Source organism: Stenotrophomonas maltophilia, from assembly GCF_006970445.1.
GTDB classification, from domain to species: Bacteria; Pseudomonadota; Gammaproteobacteria; order Xanthomonadales; family Xanthomonadaceae; genus Stenotrophomonas; species Stenotrophomonas maltophilia_AU.
Genome location: NZ_CP033877.1, coordinates 3,686,292 through 3,705,844, shown reverse-complemented (window position 1 = coordinate 3,705,844; position 19,553 = coordinate 3,686,292). Strand labels below are relative to the sequence as shown.

The following is a 19,553-nucleotide window of genomic DNA, read 5'->3' as shown; positions in this document are numbered from 1 at the left end:
CGCCCAAGGACCGTTCGTGCGCGGGCGCAGTGCGCCGCCGCTTCGTCCCTGACCTTCCTGGACGATGCCCGATGAACGCACAGCTCTCCGCCCTGCAGCAACAGGCCCAGCAACTCTCCGAATCCGTGACCCGGCCCATTCCCGGCTCGCGCAAGATCCACGTGCCCGGTTCGCGTCCGGATCTGCAGGTGCCGATGCGCGAGATCGCGTTGACCCGCACGCCGACGCTGTTTGGCGGCGAAGAGAATGCACCGGTCACGGTCTACGACACGTCGGGCCCCTACACCGATCCGGGCGTGCGTATCGATCTGTCCGCAGGGCTGCCGGCACTGCGTCGCGGTTGGGTGGAGGAACGTGGCGATACCGAGCAGCTCGAAGGCCTGAGTTCGTCGTTCGGCCGCGATCGCGAGCATGACCCGAAGCTCGATGCCGTGCGCTTCCCCGCGCGCAGCCTGCCGCGCCGTGGACGTGCAGGCGCGAACGTCACCCAGATGCACTATGCGCGCCGCGGCATCATCACGCCGGAAATGGAATTCGTCGCCATCCGCGAGAACCAGCGGCTGGAAGCGATCCGCGATGCGGGCCTGCTGCAGCAGCACCCGGGCGAGGCGTTCGGCGCCTCGATCCAGAAGATCATCACGCCGGAGTTCGTGCGCGATGAAATCGCGCGCGGCCGCGCGGTGCTGCCCAACAACATCAACCATCCGGAAAGCGAGCCGATGATCATCGGCCGTAACTTCCTGACCAAGATCAATGCCAACATCGGCAACAGCGCCGTTTCCTCGGGCATTGCCGAGGAAGTAGAAAAGCTGGTGTGGGCGATCCGCTGGGGTGGTGACACGGTGATGGACCTGTCCACCGGCAAGCACATCCACGAAACCCGCGAGTGGATCATCCGCAATTCGCCGGTGGCGATCGGTACCGTGCCGATCTACCAGGCGCTGGAGAAGGTCGATGGCCGTGCCGAAGCACTCACCTGGGAGATCTTCCGCGACACGCTGATCGAGCAGGCCGAACAGGGCGTGGACTACTTCACCATCCATGCCGGCGTGCTGCTGCGCTATGTGCCGCTCACCGCCAAGCGGGTCACCGGCATCGTCAGCCGCGGTGGATCGATCATGGCCAAGTGGTGCCTGGCGCACCACAAGGAGAACTTCCTCTATACGCACTTCGAAGAGATCTGCGAGATCATGAAGGCCTACGACGTGACCTTCTCGCTGGGTGACGGCCTGCGCCCGGGCTGCATCGCCGATGCCAACGACGCGGCGCAGTTCGGTGAGCTGGAGACGCTGGGCGAGCTGACGAAGATCGCCTGGAAGCATGATGTGCAGACCATGATCGAAGGCCCCGGCCACGTGCCGATGCAGCTGATCAAGGAGAACATGGACAAGCAGCTGCGCGAATGCGGCGAAGCGCCGTTCTATACGCTGGGGCCGCTGACCACCGACATCGCACCGGGCTACGACCACATCACCAGCGCGATCGGTGCGGCGATGATCGGTTGGTTCGGCACGGCGATGCTCTGCTACGTGACGCCGAAGGAGCACCTCGGCCTGCCCAATCGCCAGGACGTGCGCGACGGCATCATGGCCTACCGCATCGCCGCGCATGCGGCCGACCTGGCCAAGGGCCATCCGGGTGCGCAGGTGCGCGACAACGCGCTGAGCAAGGCGCGTTTCGAGTTCCGCTGGGAAGACCAGTTCCACCTTGGGCTGGATCCGGAGAAGGCCAAGGAATTCCACGACGAGACGCTGCCGAAGGATGCGCACAAGCTGGCGCACTTCTGCTCGATGTGCGGCCCGCACTTCTGTTCGATGAAGATCACCCAGGATGTGCGTGACTACGCCGAGGCCGGCATGAAGGAGAAGTCGGCGGAGTTCCGCGCCGCCGGCGCTGAGGTGTACCACCAGGGGTGATGCGGAAACGGGGTGCCGGCCAGCGGCCGGCACTACCGCTCATCACGCCGCTCCCGGCTATCCTCCGCCCATCATCCAGGGGAAAGGACACCATGCCCGTTGCCATGACCACGCGTTGGCTGGCTATTGCCCGCCGTCACCCCTCGGCCTGGTTGCTGGGCGCGCAGCTGCTGGCGGTGCTGCTGTATCCCGCGCTGGATGACACCGCTGCGGGCCGCGCCGCACTGGGCATGTTCGGCATGGCGGTACTCGGCCTGGCGCTGTGGGTGGTCCAGCGCAGCCCGCTGGGCACCTGGCTGGCGCTGTTGCTGGCCATTCCCTCGGTGGTGTTCTCGTTGGCAGGCGCATTGCTCGACCGCACCGCACTGCTGACCACCGCGCAGCTGCTGGAGAGCCTGCTGTACTTCTATACGGCCGGCGCCCTGATTGCCTACATGCTCCAGGACCACAAGGTCACCCGCGACGAACTGTTCGCCGCAGGCGCAACCTTCACCCTGCTGGCGTGGGCATTCGCGTTCGCGTTCGCGGTATGCCAGCAGTGGTATCCGGGCAGCTTCCAGGGCACCGGCGGGGGTGCACAGCGCAGTTGGATGGAGTTGCTTTATCTCAGCTTCAGCTTGCTGTCTGGAGTTGGCTTGAGTGACGTCGTACCCCTGCATCCACAGGCACGCGCACTGGTCATGCTGGAGCAGTTTTCCGGCGTGATGTACGTGGCTTTGGTGGTTTCGCGGCTGGTCGGATTGACCATGTTGCGGCGCATGTGAAAATGAACGCCAGATAAAAATTTCGCGCCCAAGAGGGCGCGAATGGTGTCGCGAATTATGTGAATGCGTCGGCGAGAGAGAGCCTGATGTCGACCACGCGATAGGCGAGGTAACTTGCATAGGCTAGTATTCGCGCGCTCGATTGTTTTTGCGGTATGCGCCGATGCTTTGTGCGGAGTCTGGCTTTTCGCTGTTCCCAGGACGGGACCGTAACGAAGGCAAACACTGCCCGGGACCTGTCTCTACTGTGTAGCAGAAAATGAACAGCAGCGAAATACAGCCACCCGTATCCGATCGGATACGGATAGGAGAGTGCACCGTCACTCTGTCCTCGCGCGAAGTCGAGGTCGTCGGCGCGCGTCGCGCGCGCCGGCTGACACCGAAGGCGCTGGGCGTGCTGCGCGTGCTGCTGCGGCAGCCGGGCCGCGTTGTCACACGCGACGAGTTGTTCGCCGAGGTGTGGCCGGACACGCTGCCGACCAATGATGTGCTTACCCAGGCTGTCACCCAGCTGCGCAAGGCGTTCAGCAACGACGACGACAACGGCCAGGCCTATATCGAAACCATCGCCAAGACCGGCTACCGGCTGTGCGTGCCGGTGCAGGTGCTGGACGATGTGGTGCCATCGGCCGCAGTAGCACCTGACGACGAAGGCGTGGATGCGCAGCCGGCACCCGCCGACGCCGCGGTGCTACCCCCGCGCGCGCAGGAATCGCGCCGCCGCTGGCGCCATGTCCGCCGTCGCGTGCTGCTGGCGCTGGGTGTATTGATGCTGGCCACGCTGCTGGTGATGACCACGCTGCTGCTGCGCCGTGCACCGGCCAGCAGTTCGCCGGTGGAGGCTGCCGTGGAGAACGGCACGCGGGTGATCGGCAGCCCACAGCGTCCCTATCGGTTGATCACCGCGACCAGCGGCTTTGAAACCTATCCCACGCTGTCACCGGATGGTTCGCTGGTCGCCTATGAAGGCGCCAACGAAGATGGCAACGGCGGTGGCGCGATCAAGGTGCAGACCTCCGGCAACGCGCCGGCGCGCCAGTTGCTGGTGCCGCCGGCCGGCGCGGTCGATCGATTCCCGAACTGGTCGCCGGATGGTCGCGAGATTGCCTTCGCACGGTTCTCCGCCGACGGTGGCTGCCAGGTGCTGATCGCCAGCGCCACCGGTGGCGCACTGCGCCAGGCCACACGCTGCGATGGCACGGAGCTGCTCAGCTTCGACTGGACGCCCGATGGGCGTGGGCTGGTGTTCGGCAGCATGGTCGGGCACTACGCCCACCGTGGCATCCGCGTACTGGACCTGGCCAGTGGCGAGTGGCGCGCGCTGGCCTACAGCGTCGACCAGGATGACTTCGACTACGCACCGCGTTATTCGCCCGATGGGCAATGGCTGGTGTTCGTGCGTAATCCGCAGCTGGGTGATCTGTGGCGGGTACCGGCCACGGGCGGTACGCCCGAGCAATTGACCAACGAAGCGGCAGAGCTGCGCGGCTGGGCCTGGCTGGACGATGGACGCACCATCGTGTTCGGCCGTCGTGTCGACAGCGAGGCGCGGCTCTATTACCTGGACGTCGAGCGGCACACGCTGCGCGATGCCGGCCTGGATGATGCGCAGTGGCCCGCCGTGTCGCGACGCGGTGGCATGCTGGCCTTCGTCCACCGGCGCGCGCAGTTCGGCGTATTCAAGGTGCCGATGCAGGGCAGTGGCACGCCCGAGCGATTGTTTGCCTCCAGCGGCCGCGATGGACAGCCGATGGCGGCGCCTGATGGCCGCCAGCTGGTCTTCACCTCGGATCGCTCCGGCAGCTTCGCCCTGTGGTGGGCCGACATGCAGCGGCCGGATTCGCTGCGCCCCATCGAAGGGCTGCGGCCGGAAGCGCGGCAGGCACCGGACTGGTCGGCCGACAGCCGCCAGTTGCTCGTGGTTGGCCGCGATGCGCATGGGCGCACGGTGGTCTACGAGATCGCGCCACGCGATGAACGCCTGCAACCCTTGCCGGTCCCGGCCGAACAGCCGCTGCAGGCGCTGTATGGCGCGTCGCCGGAGCAGCTGTTTGTGGTCGAGCGCGATGCCGACCAGCGCACCCGGTTGAGCCTGTTCGACCGCAGCGCCCAGCCCTGGCGCCGTTTGGCCAGCATCGATGGGGTGTCGCAGGCGCGCTTTGACCGCAGCAGTGGCCGTGTGTTGTTCACCCGCCTGGCGGCCGGTGGCCTATGGTCGGCGGATGCCGCGTTGTCGTCGGCCAGCGTGCAGCAGATCAGCGATGACCGGCCCAGCCGTTGGCGATACCGGGCCTGGACCGTAGCCGGCAACAGCGGCATCGGCTACCTCGGCACCTCGACCACGTGTGGCACCACCTTCGTGCGTATCCTGCCCGGCCGCGAGGAGCCGGAACGCTGCCTGGACGCAGAACGGCTCAGTGCCGGCAACGGGCTGAGTGCCAGCACCGACGGACATGACCTGTTCGTGGCGATGGCGGTCAGTGATGGCGCCGACATCGGCGTGATGCGGTTGCCCGAACGGCCGCCCGCGCTGTTCCCGGCGTTCTCCAAGTTGTTGTTGTTCAAGGGAAATGGTCCTTCGTAATTTCTTCGTCGGGATCTCGCCGCGAATTCGTGGCGATCTCGCCTGACTTTCCTGACGCGGTGCCGCCTGATTTGGCAAAACGGAGTCCTGTACTAGGCAAATCCGTGGTGCCCCCATGCGTCAACTCTCGCTGGCCGATCGCGGCCAAACCGTCTCCCTGGACCGCTCGCTCGACGACGTCGCGCCGACCTGCCTGGGCGTGGCCCGGCTGGGCAGCCTGCAGACCGCCGGCTCCAGCTTCACCGTCTGGATGCAGGTGCGTGGCAGCTCGTGGGTCGAGGCCAAGGAAGGACGCTTCCGCCTGCGCCAGGGCGAGTGGATCGCCTTCGAGAAGGAATCGCGGCCGTTGGTGCAGGCCGGTCGCAACGGGTTGTGCGTTGGTCTGAACCTGAACGTCGAAGCGCTTCGCGTGCTGACCGAGATGGCCGACTGCGGCCTGTATGCCGGTCGTGGTCGCATGAACCGCAGTGATGCCCGCGTGGCGCTGCGGCTGTGGCGCGATGCGCTGGCCAGCGGCCAGCCGGCACAGGCCCTGCGCCCGCTGCTGCTGCACCTCGCAGGCTTGCAGCGTGGCCTGGCCGACAACGTGCAGCGTTGCCCGGGCCGCTCGCGCAGCCGCAAGCGCCAGGTATTCGGCCGCATGCAGCGCGCGCGCCTGTATCTGGAAGGCAACAGCCACCGGGTGGTGCGCATCGGCGAACTGGCCGAGCTGACCAACTTCTCCAGCTGGTATCTCTCCAAGACCTTCCAGAGCCTGTACGAGGAAAGCCCGCAGTCGCTTTCTGCACGACTGCGCCTTGAGCGCGCCGCTGACCTGCTGCGCGACACCGACATGATGGTGGGCGAGGTCGCCGCCGCCAGCGGCTTCGACAACTGCTGCAGCTTCGCGCGTGCGTTCCGCGCCCGCTACGGCCAGTCCGCATCGCGCTTCAGGGAGAACGGCGGCTTGCTCCCGCCACAATCCGCAAAGTCTCCGGTTGGTTCGCGCAAATACAGCGCTGCAACGCAATCGTAACGTGCTGGGGTGTTTTAACACGCTGCTAACACGTACCTTGGAGAGATAGATGAACGTTCGTAATCCCGCAGTGCGGTTCGGCTTGCTGCCGGCCGGCATTGCGCTGGCGCTGGCGCCGGCCTTTGCTTCGGCTCAGGAAGCAAAGGGCACCACCGACCTGGACCGCATTTCGGTCACCGGCTCGCGCATCCGCGGCGCCTCGGTGGAGACCCAGCAGCCGATCCTGACGATGACCCGTGAATCCCTGGAAAAGCAGGGCTTCTCGAGCGTCGCCGACGTGCTGAACAACCTGACCTCGGCCGGTTCCCCGGCCATCTCGCGTTCGGAGTCGCTGGCTTCGGGCGAGAACGTGGGCGGCTACTACGTCGACATCCGCAACCTGGGCGCACAGCGCACCCTGGTGCTGATGAACGGCAAGCGCCTGGGCGCAACCACCGCCGGTTACCAGGATCTCAGCCAGATCCCGATGTCGGCCGTTGAGCGCATCGAGATCCTGAAGGACGGCGCGTCCTCGATCTACGGTTCCGACGCCATCGCCGGCGTGGTCAACGTGATCACCCGCAAGAACTTCGACGGCGGCGAAGCCAATGTCTACGTCGGCCAGTACGGCAAGGGCGACGGCGACACCGAAACCTATTCGATGACCCTCGGTGCCCGCGGCGAGCGTGGCAGCCTGACCCTGTCGGCCGAGTACTCGAAGCAGGATCCGGTGTGGGCCAAGGACCGCTGGTACAGCCGTGACGGCTCGCTGGGTCCGAACTCGACCTCGGCCACCTGGAGCCCTATCAGCCAGAACGGCAGCTGGTGCAACCCGACCCAGGTCGATTGCAGCGACTCCAAGAAGGCGGTCTGGAAGACCCTGAACGCCGGCGGCAACCCGAAGAACCCGAATGACTACCACGTCATTACGGCGGACGAGTTCGCCAACTCCAACGAGCAGATGACCCTGCTCACCGGTGTGAAGCGCAAGTCGGTCTACATCAACGGCACCTACGACTTCACCGACTCGATCAGCCTGAACACCGACGTGCTCTACAACGAGCGCCAGACGTTCCAGCAGATCGCCGGCTATCCGTTCCAGTCCGGTTCGTTCGGCACCCCGCTGGAGGGCTCGAGCGCCTTCAACCCGGTCGGCCAGGACGTCAACTTCCGCCGTCGCCTGTGGGAAGTGCCGCGTACCACTGACAGCCAGCTGAAGACCCTGCGCTTCGCTCCGACCCTGACCGGCTTCTTCGAGCTCGGCGGCAAGACCTTCGACTGGGATGTCGGCGCGCTGTGGAACCGCAACGAGTCGATCAAGACCAACCGCGGTGACATGAGCCTGATCGCTGCAGGCCAGGCCCTGGGCCCGTCGTTCATCGATGCCGGCGGCGTTGCACGCTGCGGTACCTCGGCCAAGCCGATCCTGGGCGACTGCCGCCCGTGGAACCCGCTGCTGCCGTACGGCGTTGACAGCCAGGGTTCGCTGGCGAACCAGGAGCTGCAGGACTTCCTGTTCCCGACCTTCACCACCCGTGGTGTCACCAAGACCACCAGCTTCACCGCCAACCTGTCGGGTGCCATCGTGACCCTGCCGGCCGGCGACCTGGGCTTCGCCCTGGGTGTCGAGCACCGCAAGGAAGAAGGCAGCTACGTGCCGGACGCCTTCGCGCAGTCGGGCCAGTCCACCGGCCTGGGCCAGAAGCCGACCCGCGGCCAGTACGATCTGAACGAGGTCTACCTCGAACTGAACGTGCCGCTGCTGGCCGACATGGCCTTTGCCAAGGAACTGACCCTGAACGTTGCCAGCCGTTATTCGGACTACAGCAACTTCGGTGGCACCACCAACAGCAAGTTCGGCCTGACCTGGCGTCCGCTGGATGAACTGCTGGTCCGCGGCACCTACGCCCAGGGCTTCCGTGCTCCGACCATCAGCGACCTGTACGGTGGCCTGAGCTCGAGCTTCGAGTCGTACATCGATCCGTGCGGCGTGAAGGCTCCGGGCAGCGTTGCCGGCAATGCCGCGTGCACCGCCGCTGGCGCTCCGGCCAACTACGTGCAGCTGGGCCAGGGCAACCTGCCGTGCTCGACCCTGCCGTGCCAGTCGGGTGACCAGTTCGTCTCGGGTGCCAACCCGAACCTGAAGCCGGAAACCTCCAAGAGCACCACCTTCGGCCTGGTGTGGAGCCCGCGTTGGGTGCAGGGCCTGGACCTGTCGCTGGATTGGTACAAGTACGAAATCAGCGACATGATCATCGCTGACAGCGTCGACCGCATCCTGCGTGACTGCTACGTGCTGGGCAACTCCGAGCGTTGCTCGAGCGTGACCCGCGCCGCCGACGGCCACGTCAGTGCGATCACCTACGGCACCGCCAACCTCGGCAAGATGAAGACCGAAGGTTACGACCTGGGCGTCAAGTACCGCCTGCCGGAACTGGCCATCGGTCAGTTCAGCATCGACTGGCAGACCAGCTACACCGCCAAGTACGACGAGCAGGGCCAGAACAGCGCCGGCGACAACATCATGATCGGCCGCGTTGGCGAGCCGGGCCTGTTCCGCGTGCGTTCGAACCTGGGCGTCAACTGGCAGTACGGCGATTTCGGTGTGAACTACACCGCGCGCTACTACTCGGGCATGAAGGAAAGCTGCATCTCGCTGGCTGATGGCTGGTGCGATGCTCCGAACCACATGGCCAACGGTGAGACCGATCCGCTGCGTCACACCGGTTCCAACACCTTCCACGACCTGCAGGTCAGCTGGAAGGCACCGTGGGATGCGACGATCGCCCTGGGCGCGAACAACGTGTTCGACCACAAGGGTCCGCTGCAGTACTCGGCTCCGAACTCGGCGTTCGCCTACTACGGCGGCTTCGACGTGGGTCGCTTCCTGTACATGAAGTACACCCAGCGCTTCTGATCCATCGAAGTGCGGTAGCAATAGAAGGAGGGCGGACCGCAAGGTCCGCCCTCTTTTTTTGTAGGGTTATTCCGGAAACTGTTGGAAGGTGAGCGCAGTCACGGTCCTGTCGTGTCGCAATCAACACAGTCAGGAGGTCCAATACCGGACGCTTGCATGTGGAGAGGGATATGACGAACACGTTGCTGCGCCAGGCATCAGCCGCTGTACTGATCTATGCGACGTTGGTGGGCGCGGTGTTCGCGCAGGGCCTCGGGGTCTGCGGCGGTGGGCTCTACTGCGAAGAGTTCCGCCAGCAGTGCCTGGCCAGTGGCAAGTCACCGGTCATCTGTGAGTCGCAGTACCGTCGTTGCGTGCAGGACGCCTGCGGTACCCGCTGACGTAGAAAGGGCGCACCGAGTGGGTGCGCCCTTTGTCATCCGGACATCACGCAACGCGCTCAGGCGTCGCTGGGCACCAGTCCCATCAGTGAATTGGCATGTTCGCGCCATTGCGGCAGCTTGTTCAGCACACCTGCGCGCTGCAGGTAGTCCTCGTCCACTGGATCGCCATTGACCAGCGCCAGGGCCACGTGCACCGCGCCGGTCACCCAGAAGCTGCGGGTGTTGGCGCGCTGTGGCTGCAGGTGGAATGCCACCGCTTCGATGATCGGCATCGGCAGGCCCCACAGCCCCAGCAGGTAGGCGCCGGCCTCGGCATGGCCGGGTCGGGTGTCACCGGCCAGCGCCGGCTCGCTGCGCTCGTTGCGCACGCCCGGCAGCAGCAGGCCGATGTCGGCCAGCAGCGCGGCAGTCGCACCCAGTTCGGCACTGGATTCGGGCAGCAGGCGTGCGGCCAGCCGCGAGGCCAGCAGTGCGCGCTGCTGCAGCGAATTGCGTTCGGCGGCCGACAGCGTCGGCGCGGAGAACACTTCGCTGGCCAGCACCAGGTCACGCAACGTGGCCAGGCCCAGCCGGGTGACTGCGGTGCGCAGGTCGGCAATGGTGCGGCCCTGGCTGAAGAAGGCCGAGTTCGACAGCTGCAGCACCTTGGCCGCGATGGCCGGATCGGCGGCCACCAGCTTGGCCACATCGGCGCTGTCGGCATCGTCGTCGTGTTCCAGGGCCTGGGTCAGGCTCAGGTACAGGTGCGGCGGCGAGGGCAGTTTCTCGATACGGCCGATGGCATCGCGCAGGCGCGGGCTGTCCAGCACTTCGCGCAGTTCTTCCAGGCTGGTCAGCGCCTCCAGCAGCACTTCCGGTGCCAGCGGCAGCGGCAGGAAGCGGTGGGCGACACCGATCAGGCGCGCCGGCGGCGGGCGGTTGCCATGCTGTGCATCGATCAGCGCGATGCGGATGGTCTCCGGGCGCAGCGTCCGGATCTGGCCCAGCAGCGTGGTGGCATTGAGATCGGGCAACTGCGGGCAGACGATCACCGCGTCCACACCCTGCGTAGCCACCGCGGTCATCGCGGTCTGGCCATCGGCGGCGGTCAGCGGTTGCCAGTCTTCCCCAAGATCGGCAATGAATTCGGTCAGCTCAGCCGGCAGGCTGGCTTCATCCCCAACAAGCAGAATACGCACGACACATTCCCCTGGCTGTCTCGACGATGGATGTCGATGACGTGTGAAGTGACGCAATTTACCTAATACGGCAGCAAGAGTGATGTGCCGTCATCATGAAACGTGACCCGCATCGCTCCGGCAGGGTGCCGCCGGAGCGATCCGGTTCAGGCTCAGGCCTTGCTGTCGAGATGGCGCTGGTGCGCCTCGATCAGGATCTGCTTGGCCTCAGCGGCGCCGCCCCAACCGTCAAGCTTGACCCACTTGCCCTTCTCCAGGTCCTTGTAGTGCTCGAAGAAGTGGCCGATGCGCTCCAGCCAGTGGCTCGAGACCTGGGCGATGTCTTCGACATGGGCATAGCCGCTGAAGATCTTCGAGACCGGCACGGCCAGGATCTTCTCGTCGCTGCCTGCCTCATCGCTCATCTTCAGCACGCCGACCGGACGGCAGCGCACGACCGAACCCGGCACCAGCGGCAGCGGCAGGACCACCAGCACGTCGGCCGGATCGCCGTCGCCACACAGGGTGCTCGGCACGTAGCCGTAGTTGCACGGGTAGCGCATCGGGGTGGACAGGATGCGGTCGACGAAGATCGCGCCGGTTTCCTTGTCCACTTCGTACTTCACCGGCTCCGAGTCCTTCGGGATCTCGATGATGACGTTGATTTCTTCCGGCGGGTTCTTGCCGGGCGAGACGAGTTCCAGACCCATGGTGTGCTCCAGGTGGGGGATGTAGACGGATAGCTCACCATTTTATGCCTTTGCCGGGCGCTGTGCAGCGGGAGGGGGCCGACCTGCCGGCGCGGCAAGGCCTGACGGGGCACACCGGCCTTGACCGATGGGGCCGTGGGGTGTGCCGGCGCAGGCTGGACGCCCATTCCCAAGGAGTACTGCCGATGTCCTGGTATGTCCAATGCATGGGGGCCGTGCTGTTGCTGGCGTCCCTGCCTGCCTCCGCCCGCGGTCTGCACGTGGACCTGATCGATTACCCCCGGCCCGAGGCCAACTGGGAGCGTGCCTACGGGCTGGAGGCCGCCCTGGCCAGGGAGTTCGACCGGCTCTGTGCCGATACCTGGTGCGAAGGTGAGTACAGCAACTACCAGATCCTGGAGTTCCGTTGCCTGGTGCTGGCACATCGCGGCAGCGTGCAGCGATGCAGCTGGGTGGTGGCCGCCAGCGAGCTGGAGGTGCAGGCCGATACGGGTGTGGTGCAGGTCGACAATGGTCGCTGGGTCTGTCCGGTGGAGCTGGGGCCAGGGGTACCTGTCGAATCTTTCTATGCAGCGTTGGAGGCGCCGGAAGGTCTGACGGCGCCCTTGCCAGGCCTCGACCGTAGTCTGTTCGACGCGTTGCCTGATTGCATCCGCAGGCCGGGGAGGGTGGGGTGATGCGCTTCTTCCCGGCACGATGGCTGGTCTGCGCGCTGCTGATGGCAGCCAACGCCCAGGCGACCCCTCAATTTGTCGATGCCCGTGACTACCCCAGTCCGGCAACCGGGCGCGAGCGCTTCCTGGCGGCTGAACGCCTGTTGGTACGCGGCTTTGACGATATCTGTGGGGATACCTTCTGCGAAGGGCAGTATTACAACCTGCGGGCGATGCGCCTGCGCTGTTCGGTGCAACGGGCCACCGGTGTTGTGGCCAGTTGTGTCTGGACGTTCGCTGGAAGCTACACCTGGGTCCAGCAGACCGGGCGGATCGATGTCGACCAGGGAAGCTATGCCTGCGTGCTGCCACTGGCGGCGGGGACGCGCTTGGACGAGCTGCTGGCAGCGTGGGAGAGCGCCGGGTATGACGCCCTGCATGCCACCCTGCCCGGAACCGATACCCACGTTTACGAGGGGCTCACCGCCTGCATGTGACTAAATCGATAATGCAAACGTGACTGATTCTCATTAACGGAGTAGCATGCGCGGCGCCCCCGTCTGTCGTCCCGGCTCTGCGCATGTCCTCCAATGCTGCCTCCCTCACCGAACTGCTGATCCGCGAGCGGCCAGCGCTGCTGCGCCGTGTGCAACGGATACTGGGGGGCGACAACGGCGCCGAAGACGTGATCCAGGCGGTCTGGTTCAAGGCCCGTGGGGTCGATGACAGCCAGGCGATCGACAATCCGCGCGCCTATCTGTATCGGCTGGCCGCCAACCTCGCCACCGACCACGGCCGCGAATCGACCCGGCGTAACCGGCTGCTGGCCGACCACTATCTATGGGGCCCGGACGAGGTGATCTCCACCGAGGAGCAGGCCATGGCGCAGGACGAACTGCAGCGGGTGCTCGATGGAGCCGGCCATCTGCCGGAGCCGACCCGCACCATCTTCCGGCTCAACCGTCTGCAGGGCCTGACCCAGGCCGAAATCGCGCGTCGCCTCGGCGTATCGGTGACCACGGTGGAGAATCACGTACGCACCGCGCTGCAACGGCTGGCCTGGGCGCGCAGCGGTCGATGACCGCGCCGCCTTGGGGCTGGCCTTCGCGCAAACGTCTTGATCACTGGACCGTGGATGCGGTCTAGTTCCCCCGCCCGCGCTTGAATGCGCCTGTCCGCCAGCCGATGAGCCCGCCGAACATGCTGCCCGCCGCCAATGACGATGCCCTGGCCGAACAGGCCCGGGGCTGGATCGCGTGGCTGGCCTCGGGCGACATCAGCGATGCGCGCATGCAGGCGTTCGAATTCTGGCTGCAACAGCCCGGGCACCGCCGGGCCTTCGAACACGAGCGCGCGCTGTGGCGCAGCGTTGGGCCGCGCGAGCCGGCCACGCACGTGGCTCGCCGACGCCCGCGCCGACTGCGTTGGGCGATGGCTGCGGCGGCAACGCTGGCGATGCTGGTGGCATGGCCGGAGGCGTGGTTGCGCCTGCAGTCCGATCATCGCAGCACGCACCAGGTGCAGAACGTGCTGCTGCCTGATGGCAGTCGCGCGGTGCTGGATGCGGACAGTGCGATTGCCGTGCACTTCACTGCCAACGCCCGCGAGGTGGAGCTGCTGCGCGGGCGCGCCTGGTTCGAAGTCAGCCCGGATGCACAGCGGCGTTTCAGCGTGCGCGCCGGCAATGGCCTGGTCGAAGACATCTCGACGGCCTTTACCGTCGCACGTGGCGACGACAGGGTAGAAACGCAGGTCGGGCAGGGCAGGGTACGCGTGGCCAGCCCGGCCGATGGTGGCTGGACCTACCTGCAACAGGGGCAGCGTGCGGCCTACGCTGAACACAGCGGAGTCACCCGACTGGCTGACGTGACCGCCGACAGCGTCGGCGCCTGGCGCCAGGGCGAGCTGCTGCTGGAGCAGGCCCGCGTGGCCGATGCGGTGCAGTGGGTGGGGCGCTATCGCGCGGGGCCGACCTTCGTGCGCGGCGATCTGTCACGGTTGCCAGCGGTCAGTGCGGCGTTGCGCATCGACCGCCCGGAGCAGGCATTGGACGCGCTGGCGGCAACGGCAGGTCTTCAGGTTACTCGCCTTCCCTTCGGCGTCGCCATCGTGCAGTAGATCCACGCCTGTTTCAGTGTGTCGACCAACGGTCGGCACCCACCGCGACCGCAAATCGCTCTTGGGGTTGTCGCGCGCCCAGCCGTCTTACCCGGCGAACGTACCCGCCGCCGCCACGTACGTCGCCGTGTCCGCCCGCGTTGCGGATGACGCCGCGTTCGCGGCACCGATTACCTGACAGGTTCCTCCATGTTCGACTCCCACCGCTCGGGCCGCGTACTGCGCCCGTCCCGCCTGTGCATCGCGTTGCTCGCCGCCGGCCTGGCCAGCACGACGCCATCCGTACTGGCGCAGAGCGCCAGCAGCGACCACGCGGCCGTACAGCGCTTCGATATTCCTGCACAACCGCTGGATGACGCGCTGCGCAGCTACATGCGCCAGTCCGGCGTGCAGGTGGTGTACCCCGCATCGCTGGCACGTGGCGTCACCTCCCGCGCGGTCAGCGGCAGCCTGTCGGCCAACGAGGCGTTGCAGCAGTTGCTGCAGGGCAGTGGCCTGGCGGTGCGCCGGGTCAGCGCCGACGCAGTCACGCTGGAGGCGGCAACGCCGGTGCAGGCCGACAGCGGTGTGATCGTCACCGACACGCTGAGTGTGGCCGGTGACCGCCTCGACAGCGGTACGAACAGTGATGAAGCGCGCCTGCTTGACAGCTATCGCAGCGTGGGTTCGACCACCACGCTCAACCGCACGCACCTGGAGCGTTTCCGCGGCACCTCCAACGGCGACATCGTCAAGGGCGTGGCCGGTGTCACCGCCGGTGATCCACGCGTGGGCAACGGCTTTGACGTCAACATCCGCGGCATCCAGGGCCAGGGCCGCGTGCCGGTGATCATCGACGGTGGCCAGTCCAGCATGGATACCTACCGTGGCTATGCCGGGCAATCGCAGCGCACCTACCTCGACCCCGACCTGATCTCCAGCCTGACCATCACCAAGGGCCCGAGCCTGCAGGCCAACGCGTCCGGTGGCATCGGCGGCGTGGTCGAGATGGAGACGTTGAAGATCGGTGACGTGCTGCGCGAGGGCCGCGACTTCGGCGTGCGCGTGCGCGGTGGTCTCGCCAACGGTAGTGCCAACAACCTGCCGTCCTACAGTGCGGCGCCGCGCAGCGATCGCAGCGCCACCGGCAGCCAGTTCTTCAACGTGGCCGCCGCAGGGCACTGGGACCGCTTCGATCTGGTCGCTGCCTACGCCTACCGCGACAACGGCAACTACTTCTCCGGCCGCCATGGCTACGACGACTTCCCGCAGGACCGGCGCACGCTGGCGCCGCTGAATCCGCCGCGCACCGAGGTGTTCAACACCTCCTCGCGCTCGAAGTCGGCGCTGCTCAAGGGCACCTGGCGCATCGACGACGCGCAGACGCTGGAGGCCGGGTACCGCCGTTATGAAGGTACCGCCGGCGAGATCATGGCCTCGCAGATCATCCGTGTGGATCGTGACCGCATTCCGCAGTGGGATCCGGGTCATGTCGACACGGACAGCTACAGCCTGCGTTACCGCTTCAATCCGGACAGTGAACTGGTCGATCTGCGCGTCAACGCTGTGTACACCGACACTGACAGCGTGATGTACAACAGCCTGACCGGCATCACGCCGTGGTACTTCGACCGCCGCACCGAGTGGTATGACGCGCCCAGCTTCAGTGGCGATCCCGGTTACAAGGATGCCTACCGCAATCCGCTGCGGCAGAAGCGCTTCGGCCTGGATGCCAGCAATACCTCCAGGTTCGACACCCGTGCCGGTGCGTTCACGCTCGACTACGGCCTGTCCTACAGTGACGAAGACATCGCCCCGGGCAGCTCGGGCCCGATCATGCACGACGACCTGGTCAACAACCGCTTCCTGCGCAACGCCGAGCGCAAGGAATACAGTGCCGTGGCCTCGCTGAAGTGGCAGCCCGACGAGCACTGGGAGCTGCTGGCCGGTGGCCGCTGGAACCGTGTGGACGTGCATGACCGCAACCGGCTGGCCACTCCCGATGCCTACGAGGTGCAGGGCCAGTACCGCTACACCGAGCTGCTCAACGGCAACCCGGCACTGCCCTCGTGGCGCGCCAAGCGCATCGCGCTGCTGAACTGGTATCCGGATGCCAACGGCAACTTCACCCAGGCCTCGCTGCTGGCCTCGCCGTACAAGAAGGGTACGGTGGGCGACATCGCCGGCTGGAACTTCTACGATGCCGGCAAACCGCAGGACCTGGAAGTGCCGGTCAGTTGGAGCTGGTCGCAGCCGATCCGCCGTCGCGACAGCGCGTTCTCGCCGACTGCCAGCGTGGCTTACCGCTTCAGCGAAGACACCATGGTCTACGTGAAGTACGCCGAAGGCACCAAGCTGCCGAGCCTGTTCGAGACCACGCTGGGCCTGTTCACCGCTGCCAAGCCGGTCGGTGAGCTGAAGCCCGAGCGCGCGCGCAGCTGGGAAATCGGCGCCAGCACCATCCGCTATGACCTGTTCACTGCCGGCGATCGCCTGGCGTTGAAGCTGGCGTACTTCGATACCCGCATCGACGACCTGATCACCCGCGACTACCGCACGCTGTCGGCCGGCCTGATCCGCAACGTCGATCAGTTCAAGGTCTCGGGCATGGAGTTCCAGTCCAGCTATGACAGCGGAAAGGTGTTTGCCGATCTGTCCGCGCACTATTACTTCAAGGCCAAGACCTGCGCGCCGGACATCGCCGCCGAGCGCCGCGCCTATGGGGCACAGCGCAAGAACGGCGAGCTGGCCAACACGCCCAACTGCGTGGATGGCGGCTTCGAGGGCTCGTACACCAATACCCAGAACCCGCCGCGCTACATGGTCAACCTGACCCTGGGCTCGCGCCTGTTCGACGAACGCCTGACCTTCGGCACCCGCGTGGTCCACAACGCCGGCCCGATCAGCAAGCTGGACAAGGACTGGAACGTGGGACTGTCGGCGATCCAGCAGCTGTACCGGCCGAACACGCTGGTGGATCTGTTCGCCAGCTGGAGCTTCAACGAACAGCTGTCGGTGGAAGCCGGCGTGGACAACCTGACCGACCGTTACTACCTGGACCCGCTGGCCCTGGGCGTGATGCCGGCGCCTGGCCGCACCGCGAGGCTGGCGCTGACCTGGAAGTACTGATCGGTCGCGGATGAGCGGTGGGGTCGGATCCCTTTCCTGCGGAAAGGGCTCTGACCCCAGCGAGCGTGCGTAACCCGCTTACAGCCCGGTCGCCGCCTTCACCGCATCTTCGTGCAGCGACTCGTTCAGCTCATCCACCACCGTGGTCCATGCCGCATCGGCCTGCAGTGATTCGGACAGGAACTGGCGCTGGGCATCGTTCCAGTACGGCGCTTCGGCCACTTCCACATCGGTGGCCAACTGGTGTTCGCGGATGAAGCGGGCGATGCCCTCGGCGCTGGCGTCCAGGCCCAGCTGCAGGAACAGGTTGGTCATGCGCGGTTCGGTGGTGATCATCGTCGGTTCCTGCGGGAAGAAGGGATGCCCCATTATCGGGGCACATGGCCTTGGGGAAAGCCCCATGGCGAACGTCTACAGCAGGACGACCCCCTTGGCATCCCCCATGAACGCACACATCGCCCCTGAAGACAGCCGCAGCCTGCGGCTCAAGGCCGCCACCCGCGACAGCCATGGCGCGCTGGACAAGCGCATCATGGCCGGCGACATCTTCGCCGACCGCAGCAACTTCGCCCGTTTCCTGCGCGTGCAGTACCGCTTCCACCGCAGTATCGATGCGCTGTATGCCAACCCTGCGCTGGATGCACTGCTGCCCGACCTGGGCGAACGCCGCCGCCTGACCCAGGTGGCGCGCGACCTGCAGGACCTGGAGCAGACCCTGCCGGGGGCCGACATCGCGGCGTTGCCGTCCGATCTGGAACTGCCCGCCGCATTGGGGTGGCTGTATGTGGCCGAGGGATCCAATCTCGGCGGCACCATTCTGTACAAGATGGCCGCCAAGCTCGGCCTGGACCGCGATTTTGGTGCCCGTCACCTGGCCGCACACCCGGATGGCGCGGCGCGCCACTGGCGTGAATTCACTGCTGCGCTGGACGCGGTGCCGCTGAGCGCCGAGCAGGAGCAGCAGGTGATCGATGCGGCCGATGCTGCGTTCCGCAGCGTGCACGGCCACGTTGAAGTGGAATTCGCCTGATGCACGCCTCCCGCCTATCGGCGCAACGCTGATGCGCTGGCTCTGGTTCGTGCTGGGCTGGCTGATGGTCGGCCTCGGGGTGATCGGCGCGCTGCTGCCGGTGATGCCGACCACCATCTTCCTGATACTGGCCGTGGGGTGCTTCGCGCGCAGTTCGCCGAAGTTCGAGCAGCGCCTGCTGGCGCATCCGCGCTACGGTCCCTCGTTGCGTCTGTGGCGCGAACAAGGCGCGGTGTCGCGCAAGGGCAAGGCGTTCGCCAGCGCCGGCATGGCAGTGGGCTTCGCGCTGTTCTGCTGGGGCGCACACCCGTCGTGGCGCCTGCTGCTGGGCGTGGGCCTGTTCTTCGCGGTCAGCGCCGGCTACGTGCTCAGCCGCCCGGCACCGCGGCTGGAGCCCAATCCGGTCGTGGAAGTGGACGACGCCAATGATCCGCGCGCGGCCCGTCGTCGCGCCGCGACCCCTGATGCTGATGGAAACCGAGACGATGCTGCCTGCTGACCTGGCCCCCGTGGCTGCTCCTGCACTGACCCCGTGGGGCATGTACCTGGCCGCCGACGTGGTGGTGAAGACGGTGATGATCGCGCTGGCACTTGCCTCGCTGGCCACCTGGACCGTGCTGCTGGCCAAGGGCTGGGAGCTGGCTCGTCAGGGTCGGCAGCTGCGTGCAGCGCGCGCGCTGTTGCTGCAGGCGCCAAGCCTGCCCGGCGGGAGCGCGGAGGCCAGCCTGCAGCAGGGCACCGCACTCGCCATGCTGGACGCGACGCGAACCGAGCTGCGCCTGTCGCAGGAGTTGGATAGTCGCGACGGCATCAAGGAACGCGTTGCTTCGCGCCTGGACCGCATCGAACTGGAAACGGCGCGCGTGCAGCGGCGCGGTATCGGCGTGCTCGCCAGCATCGGCGCGGTGGCGCCGTTCGTCGGCCTGTTCGGTACGGTGTGGGGGATCATGAACAGTTTCATCGGCATCGCGCACAGCAACACCACCAACCTGGCGGTGGTTGCTCCAGGCATTGCCGAGGCCCTGCTGGCGACCGCGCTCGGCCTGGTGGCGGCGATTCCTGCGGTACTGGTCTACAACCACTTCAGCCGCGTGCTGGCCAGCCTGCGTGGGCTGCTCGGCGATCTGTCGGCGGCCGTGCAGCAGCTGGTCTCGCGTGATCTCGATCGCACCGCTCCGCGTACCGCGGCAACACCGCTGCGCGCGGTGCACTGAGGCAC

Annotated in this window: 17 protein-coding genes; 14 read left to right on the top strand and 3 right to left on the bottom strand. The window is 66.3% G+C overall.

Annotation, left to right across the window (positions count from 1 at the left end):
* The first annotated feature begins 71 nt into the window (after positions 1-71).
* From thiC to EGM71_RS16980, 6 genes are all read left to right on the top strand, one after another.
* Entirely contained in the window at positions 72-1,916 is a 1,845-nt protein-coding gene (gene thiC / locus EGM71_RS17005) for a phosphomethylpyrimidine synthase ThiC (protein WP_188485872.1), read from the top strand.
* A 92-nt stretch (positions 1,917-2,008) separates the two neighbouring features.
* Positions 2,009-2,680 (top strand): ion channel, encoded by a 672-nt coding sequence (locus EGM71_RS17000; protein ID WP_014038397.1) that lies wholly within the window; start codon positions 2,009-2,011, stop codon positions 2,678-2,680.
* A 259-nt stretch (positions 2,681-2,939) separates the two neighbouring features.
* Entirely contained in the window at positions 2,940-5,264 is a 2,325-nt protein-coding gene (locus EGM71_RS16995) for a winged helix-turn-helix domain-containing protein (RefSeq protein ID WP_188485870.1), read from the top strand.
* Between the two features lie 115 nt (positions 5,265-5,379).
* Entirely contained in the window at positions 5,380-6,279 is a 900-nt protein-coding gene (locus tag EGM71_RS16990) for a helix-turn-helix transcriptional regulator (protein ID WP_049446610.1), read from the top strand.
* 49 nt (positions 6,280-6,328) lie between these two features.
* On the top strand, positions 6,329-9,175 hold the full coding sequence (locus EGM71_RS16985) for a TonB-dependent receptor (protein ID WP_188485868.1): 2,847 nt from the start codon (positions 6,329-6,331) through the stop codon (positions 9,173-9,175).
* Between the two features lie 170 nt (positions 9,176-9,345).
* On the top strand, positions 9,346-9,555 hold the full coding sequence (locus EGM71_RS16980; protein ID WP_188485866.1) for a hypothetical protein: 210 nt from the start codon (positions 9,346-9,348) through the stop codon (positions 9,553-9,555).
* Positions 9,556-9,614: 59 nt separating this feature from the next.
* Here EGM71_RS16980 and EGM71_RS16975 read toward each other — a convergent pair whose 3' ends face one another.
* Together EGM71_RS16975 and ppa are read right to left on the bottom strand one after the other, a co-directional pair.
* Positions 9,615-10,736 carry an HDOD domain-containing protein gene (locus tag EGM71_RS16975; protein WP_188485864.1) on the bottom strand — a complete coding sequence of 374 codons (1,122 nt, stop codon included), beginning with the start codon at positions 10,734-10,736 and terminating at the stop codon, positions 9,615-9,617.
* A gap of 152 nt (positions 10,737-10,888) precedes the next feature.
* Positions 10,889-11,425, bottom strand: coding sequence for an inorganic diphosphatase (ppa, locus tag EGM71_RS16970; RefSeq protein WP_005410935.1), 537 nt, complete (start codon positions 11,423-11,425; stop codon positions 10,889-10,891).
* 185 nt (positions 11,426-11,610) lie between these two features.
* Here ppa and EGM71_RS16965 point away from each other — a divergent pair, with 185 nt between their 5' ends.
* The 5 genes from EGM71_RS16965 to EGM71_RS16945 all read left to right on the top strand — a co-directional run bounded on the left by EGM71_RS16965 (position 11,611) and on the right by EGM71_RS16945 (position 17,304).
* Positions 11,611-12,102 carry a hypothetical protein gene (locus tag EGM71_RS16965; protein ID WP_188485862.1) on the top strand — a complete coding sequence of 164 codons (492 nt, stop codon included), beginning with the start codon at positions 11,611-11,613 and terminating at the stop codon, positions 12,100-12,102.
* The gene (locus tag EGM71_RS16960) at positions 12,102-12,575 is read left to right on the top strand and encodes a hypothetical protein (protein ID WP_188485860.1); all 474 of its coding nucleotides are present in this window, start codon (positions 12,102-12,104) and stop codon (positions 12,573-12,575) included. The genes EGM71_RS16965 and EGM71_RS16960 overlap by 1 nt, the downstream gene beginning before the upstream one ends.
* 83 nt (positions 12,576-12,658) lie before the next feature.
* Positions 12,659-13,159: an RNA polymerase sigma factor gene (locus tag EGM71_RS16955; protein WP_188485858.1), complete on the top strand. Its 501-nt coding sequence runs from the start codon at positions 12,659-12,661 to the stop codon at positions 13,157-13,159.
* A gap of 104 nt (positions 13,160-13,263) precedes the next feature.
* Positions 13,264-14,196 (top strand): FecR family protein, encoded by a 933-nt coding sequence (locus EGM71_RS16950; protein ID WP_188485856.1) that lies wholly within the window; start codon positions 13,264-13,266, stop codon positions 14,194-14,196.
* 189 nt (positions 14,197-14,385) lie between these two features.
* Positions 14,386-17,304 carry a TonB-dependent receptor gene (locus EGM71_RS16945; RefSeq protein WP_188485854.1) on the top strand — a complete coding sequence of 973 codons (2,919 nt, stop codon included), beginning with the start codon at positions 14,386-14,388 and terminating at the stop codon, positions 17,302-17,304.
* Between the two features lie 78 nt (positions 17,305-17,382).
* On the opposite strand, the gene EGM71_RS16940 is transcribed toward EGM71_RS16945, so the two are convergent.
* Positions 17,383-17,640, bottom strand: coding sequence for a DUF2789 domain-containing protein (locus EGM71_RS16940; RefSeq protein WP_188485852.1), 258 nt, complete (start codon positions 17,638-17,640; stop codon positions 17,383-17,385).
* Between the two features lie 106 nt (positions 17,641-17,746).
* On the opposite strand from EGM71_RS16940, the gene EGM71_RS16935 reads away from it, so the two are divergent.
* From EGM71_RS16935 to exbB, 3 genes are read left to right on the top strand one after another with little or no spacing between them, the layout of a single operon-like run.
* On the top strand, positions 17,747-18,334 hold the full coding sequence (locus EGM71_RS16935; RefSeq protein WP_049400694.1) for a biliverdin-producing heme oxygenase: 588 nt from the start codon (positions 17,747-17,749) through the stop codon (positions 18,332-18,334).
* A 31-nt stretch (positions 18,335-18,365) separates the two neighbouring features.
* Positions 18,366-18,833, top strand: a complete 468-nt coding sequence (locus EGM71_RS16930; RefSeq protein ID WP_049446594.1) for a YbaN family protein — start codon at positions 18,366-18,368, stop codon at positions 18,831-18,833.
* A complete protein-coding gene (gene exbB, locus EGM71_RS16925) occupies positions 18,820-19,548 on the top strand; it encodes a tonB-system energizer ExbB (RefSeq protein WP_188485850.1) in 729 nt (242 codons plus the stop codon). The genes EGM71_RS16930 and exbB overlap by 14 nt, the downstream gene beginning before the upstream one ends.
* The last annotated feature ends 5 nt before the right edge of the window (positions 19,549-19,553 follow it).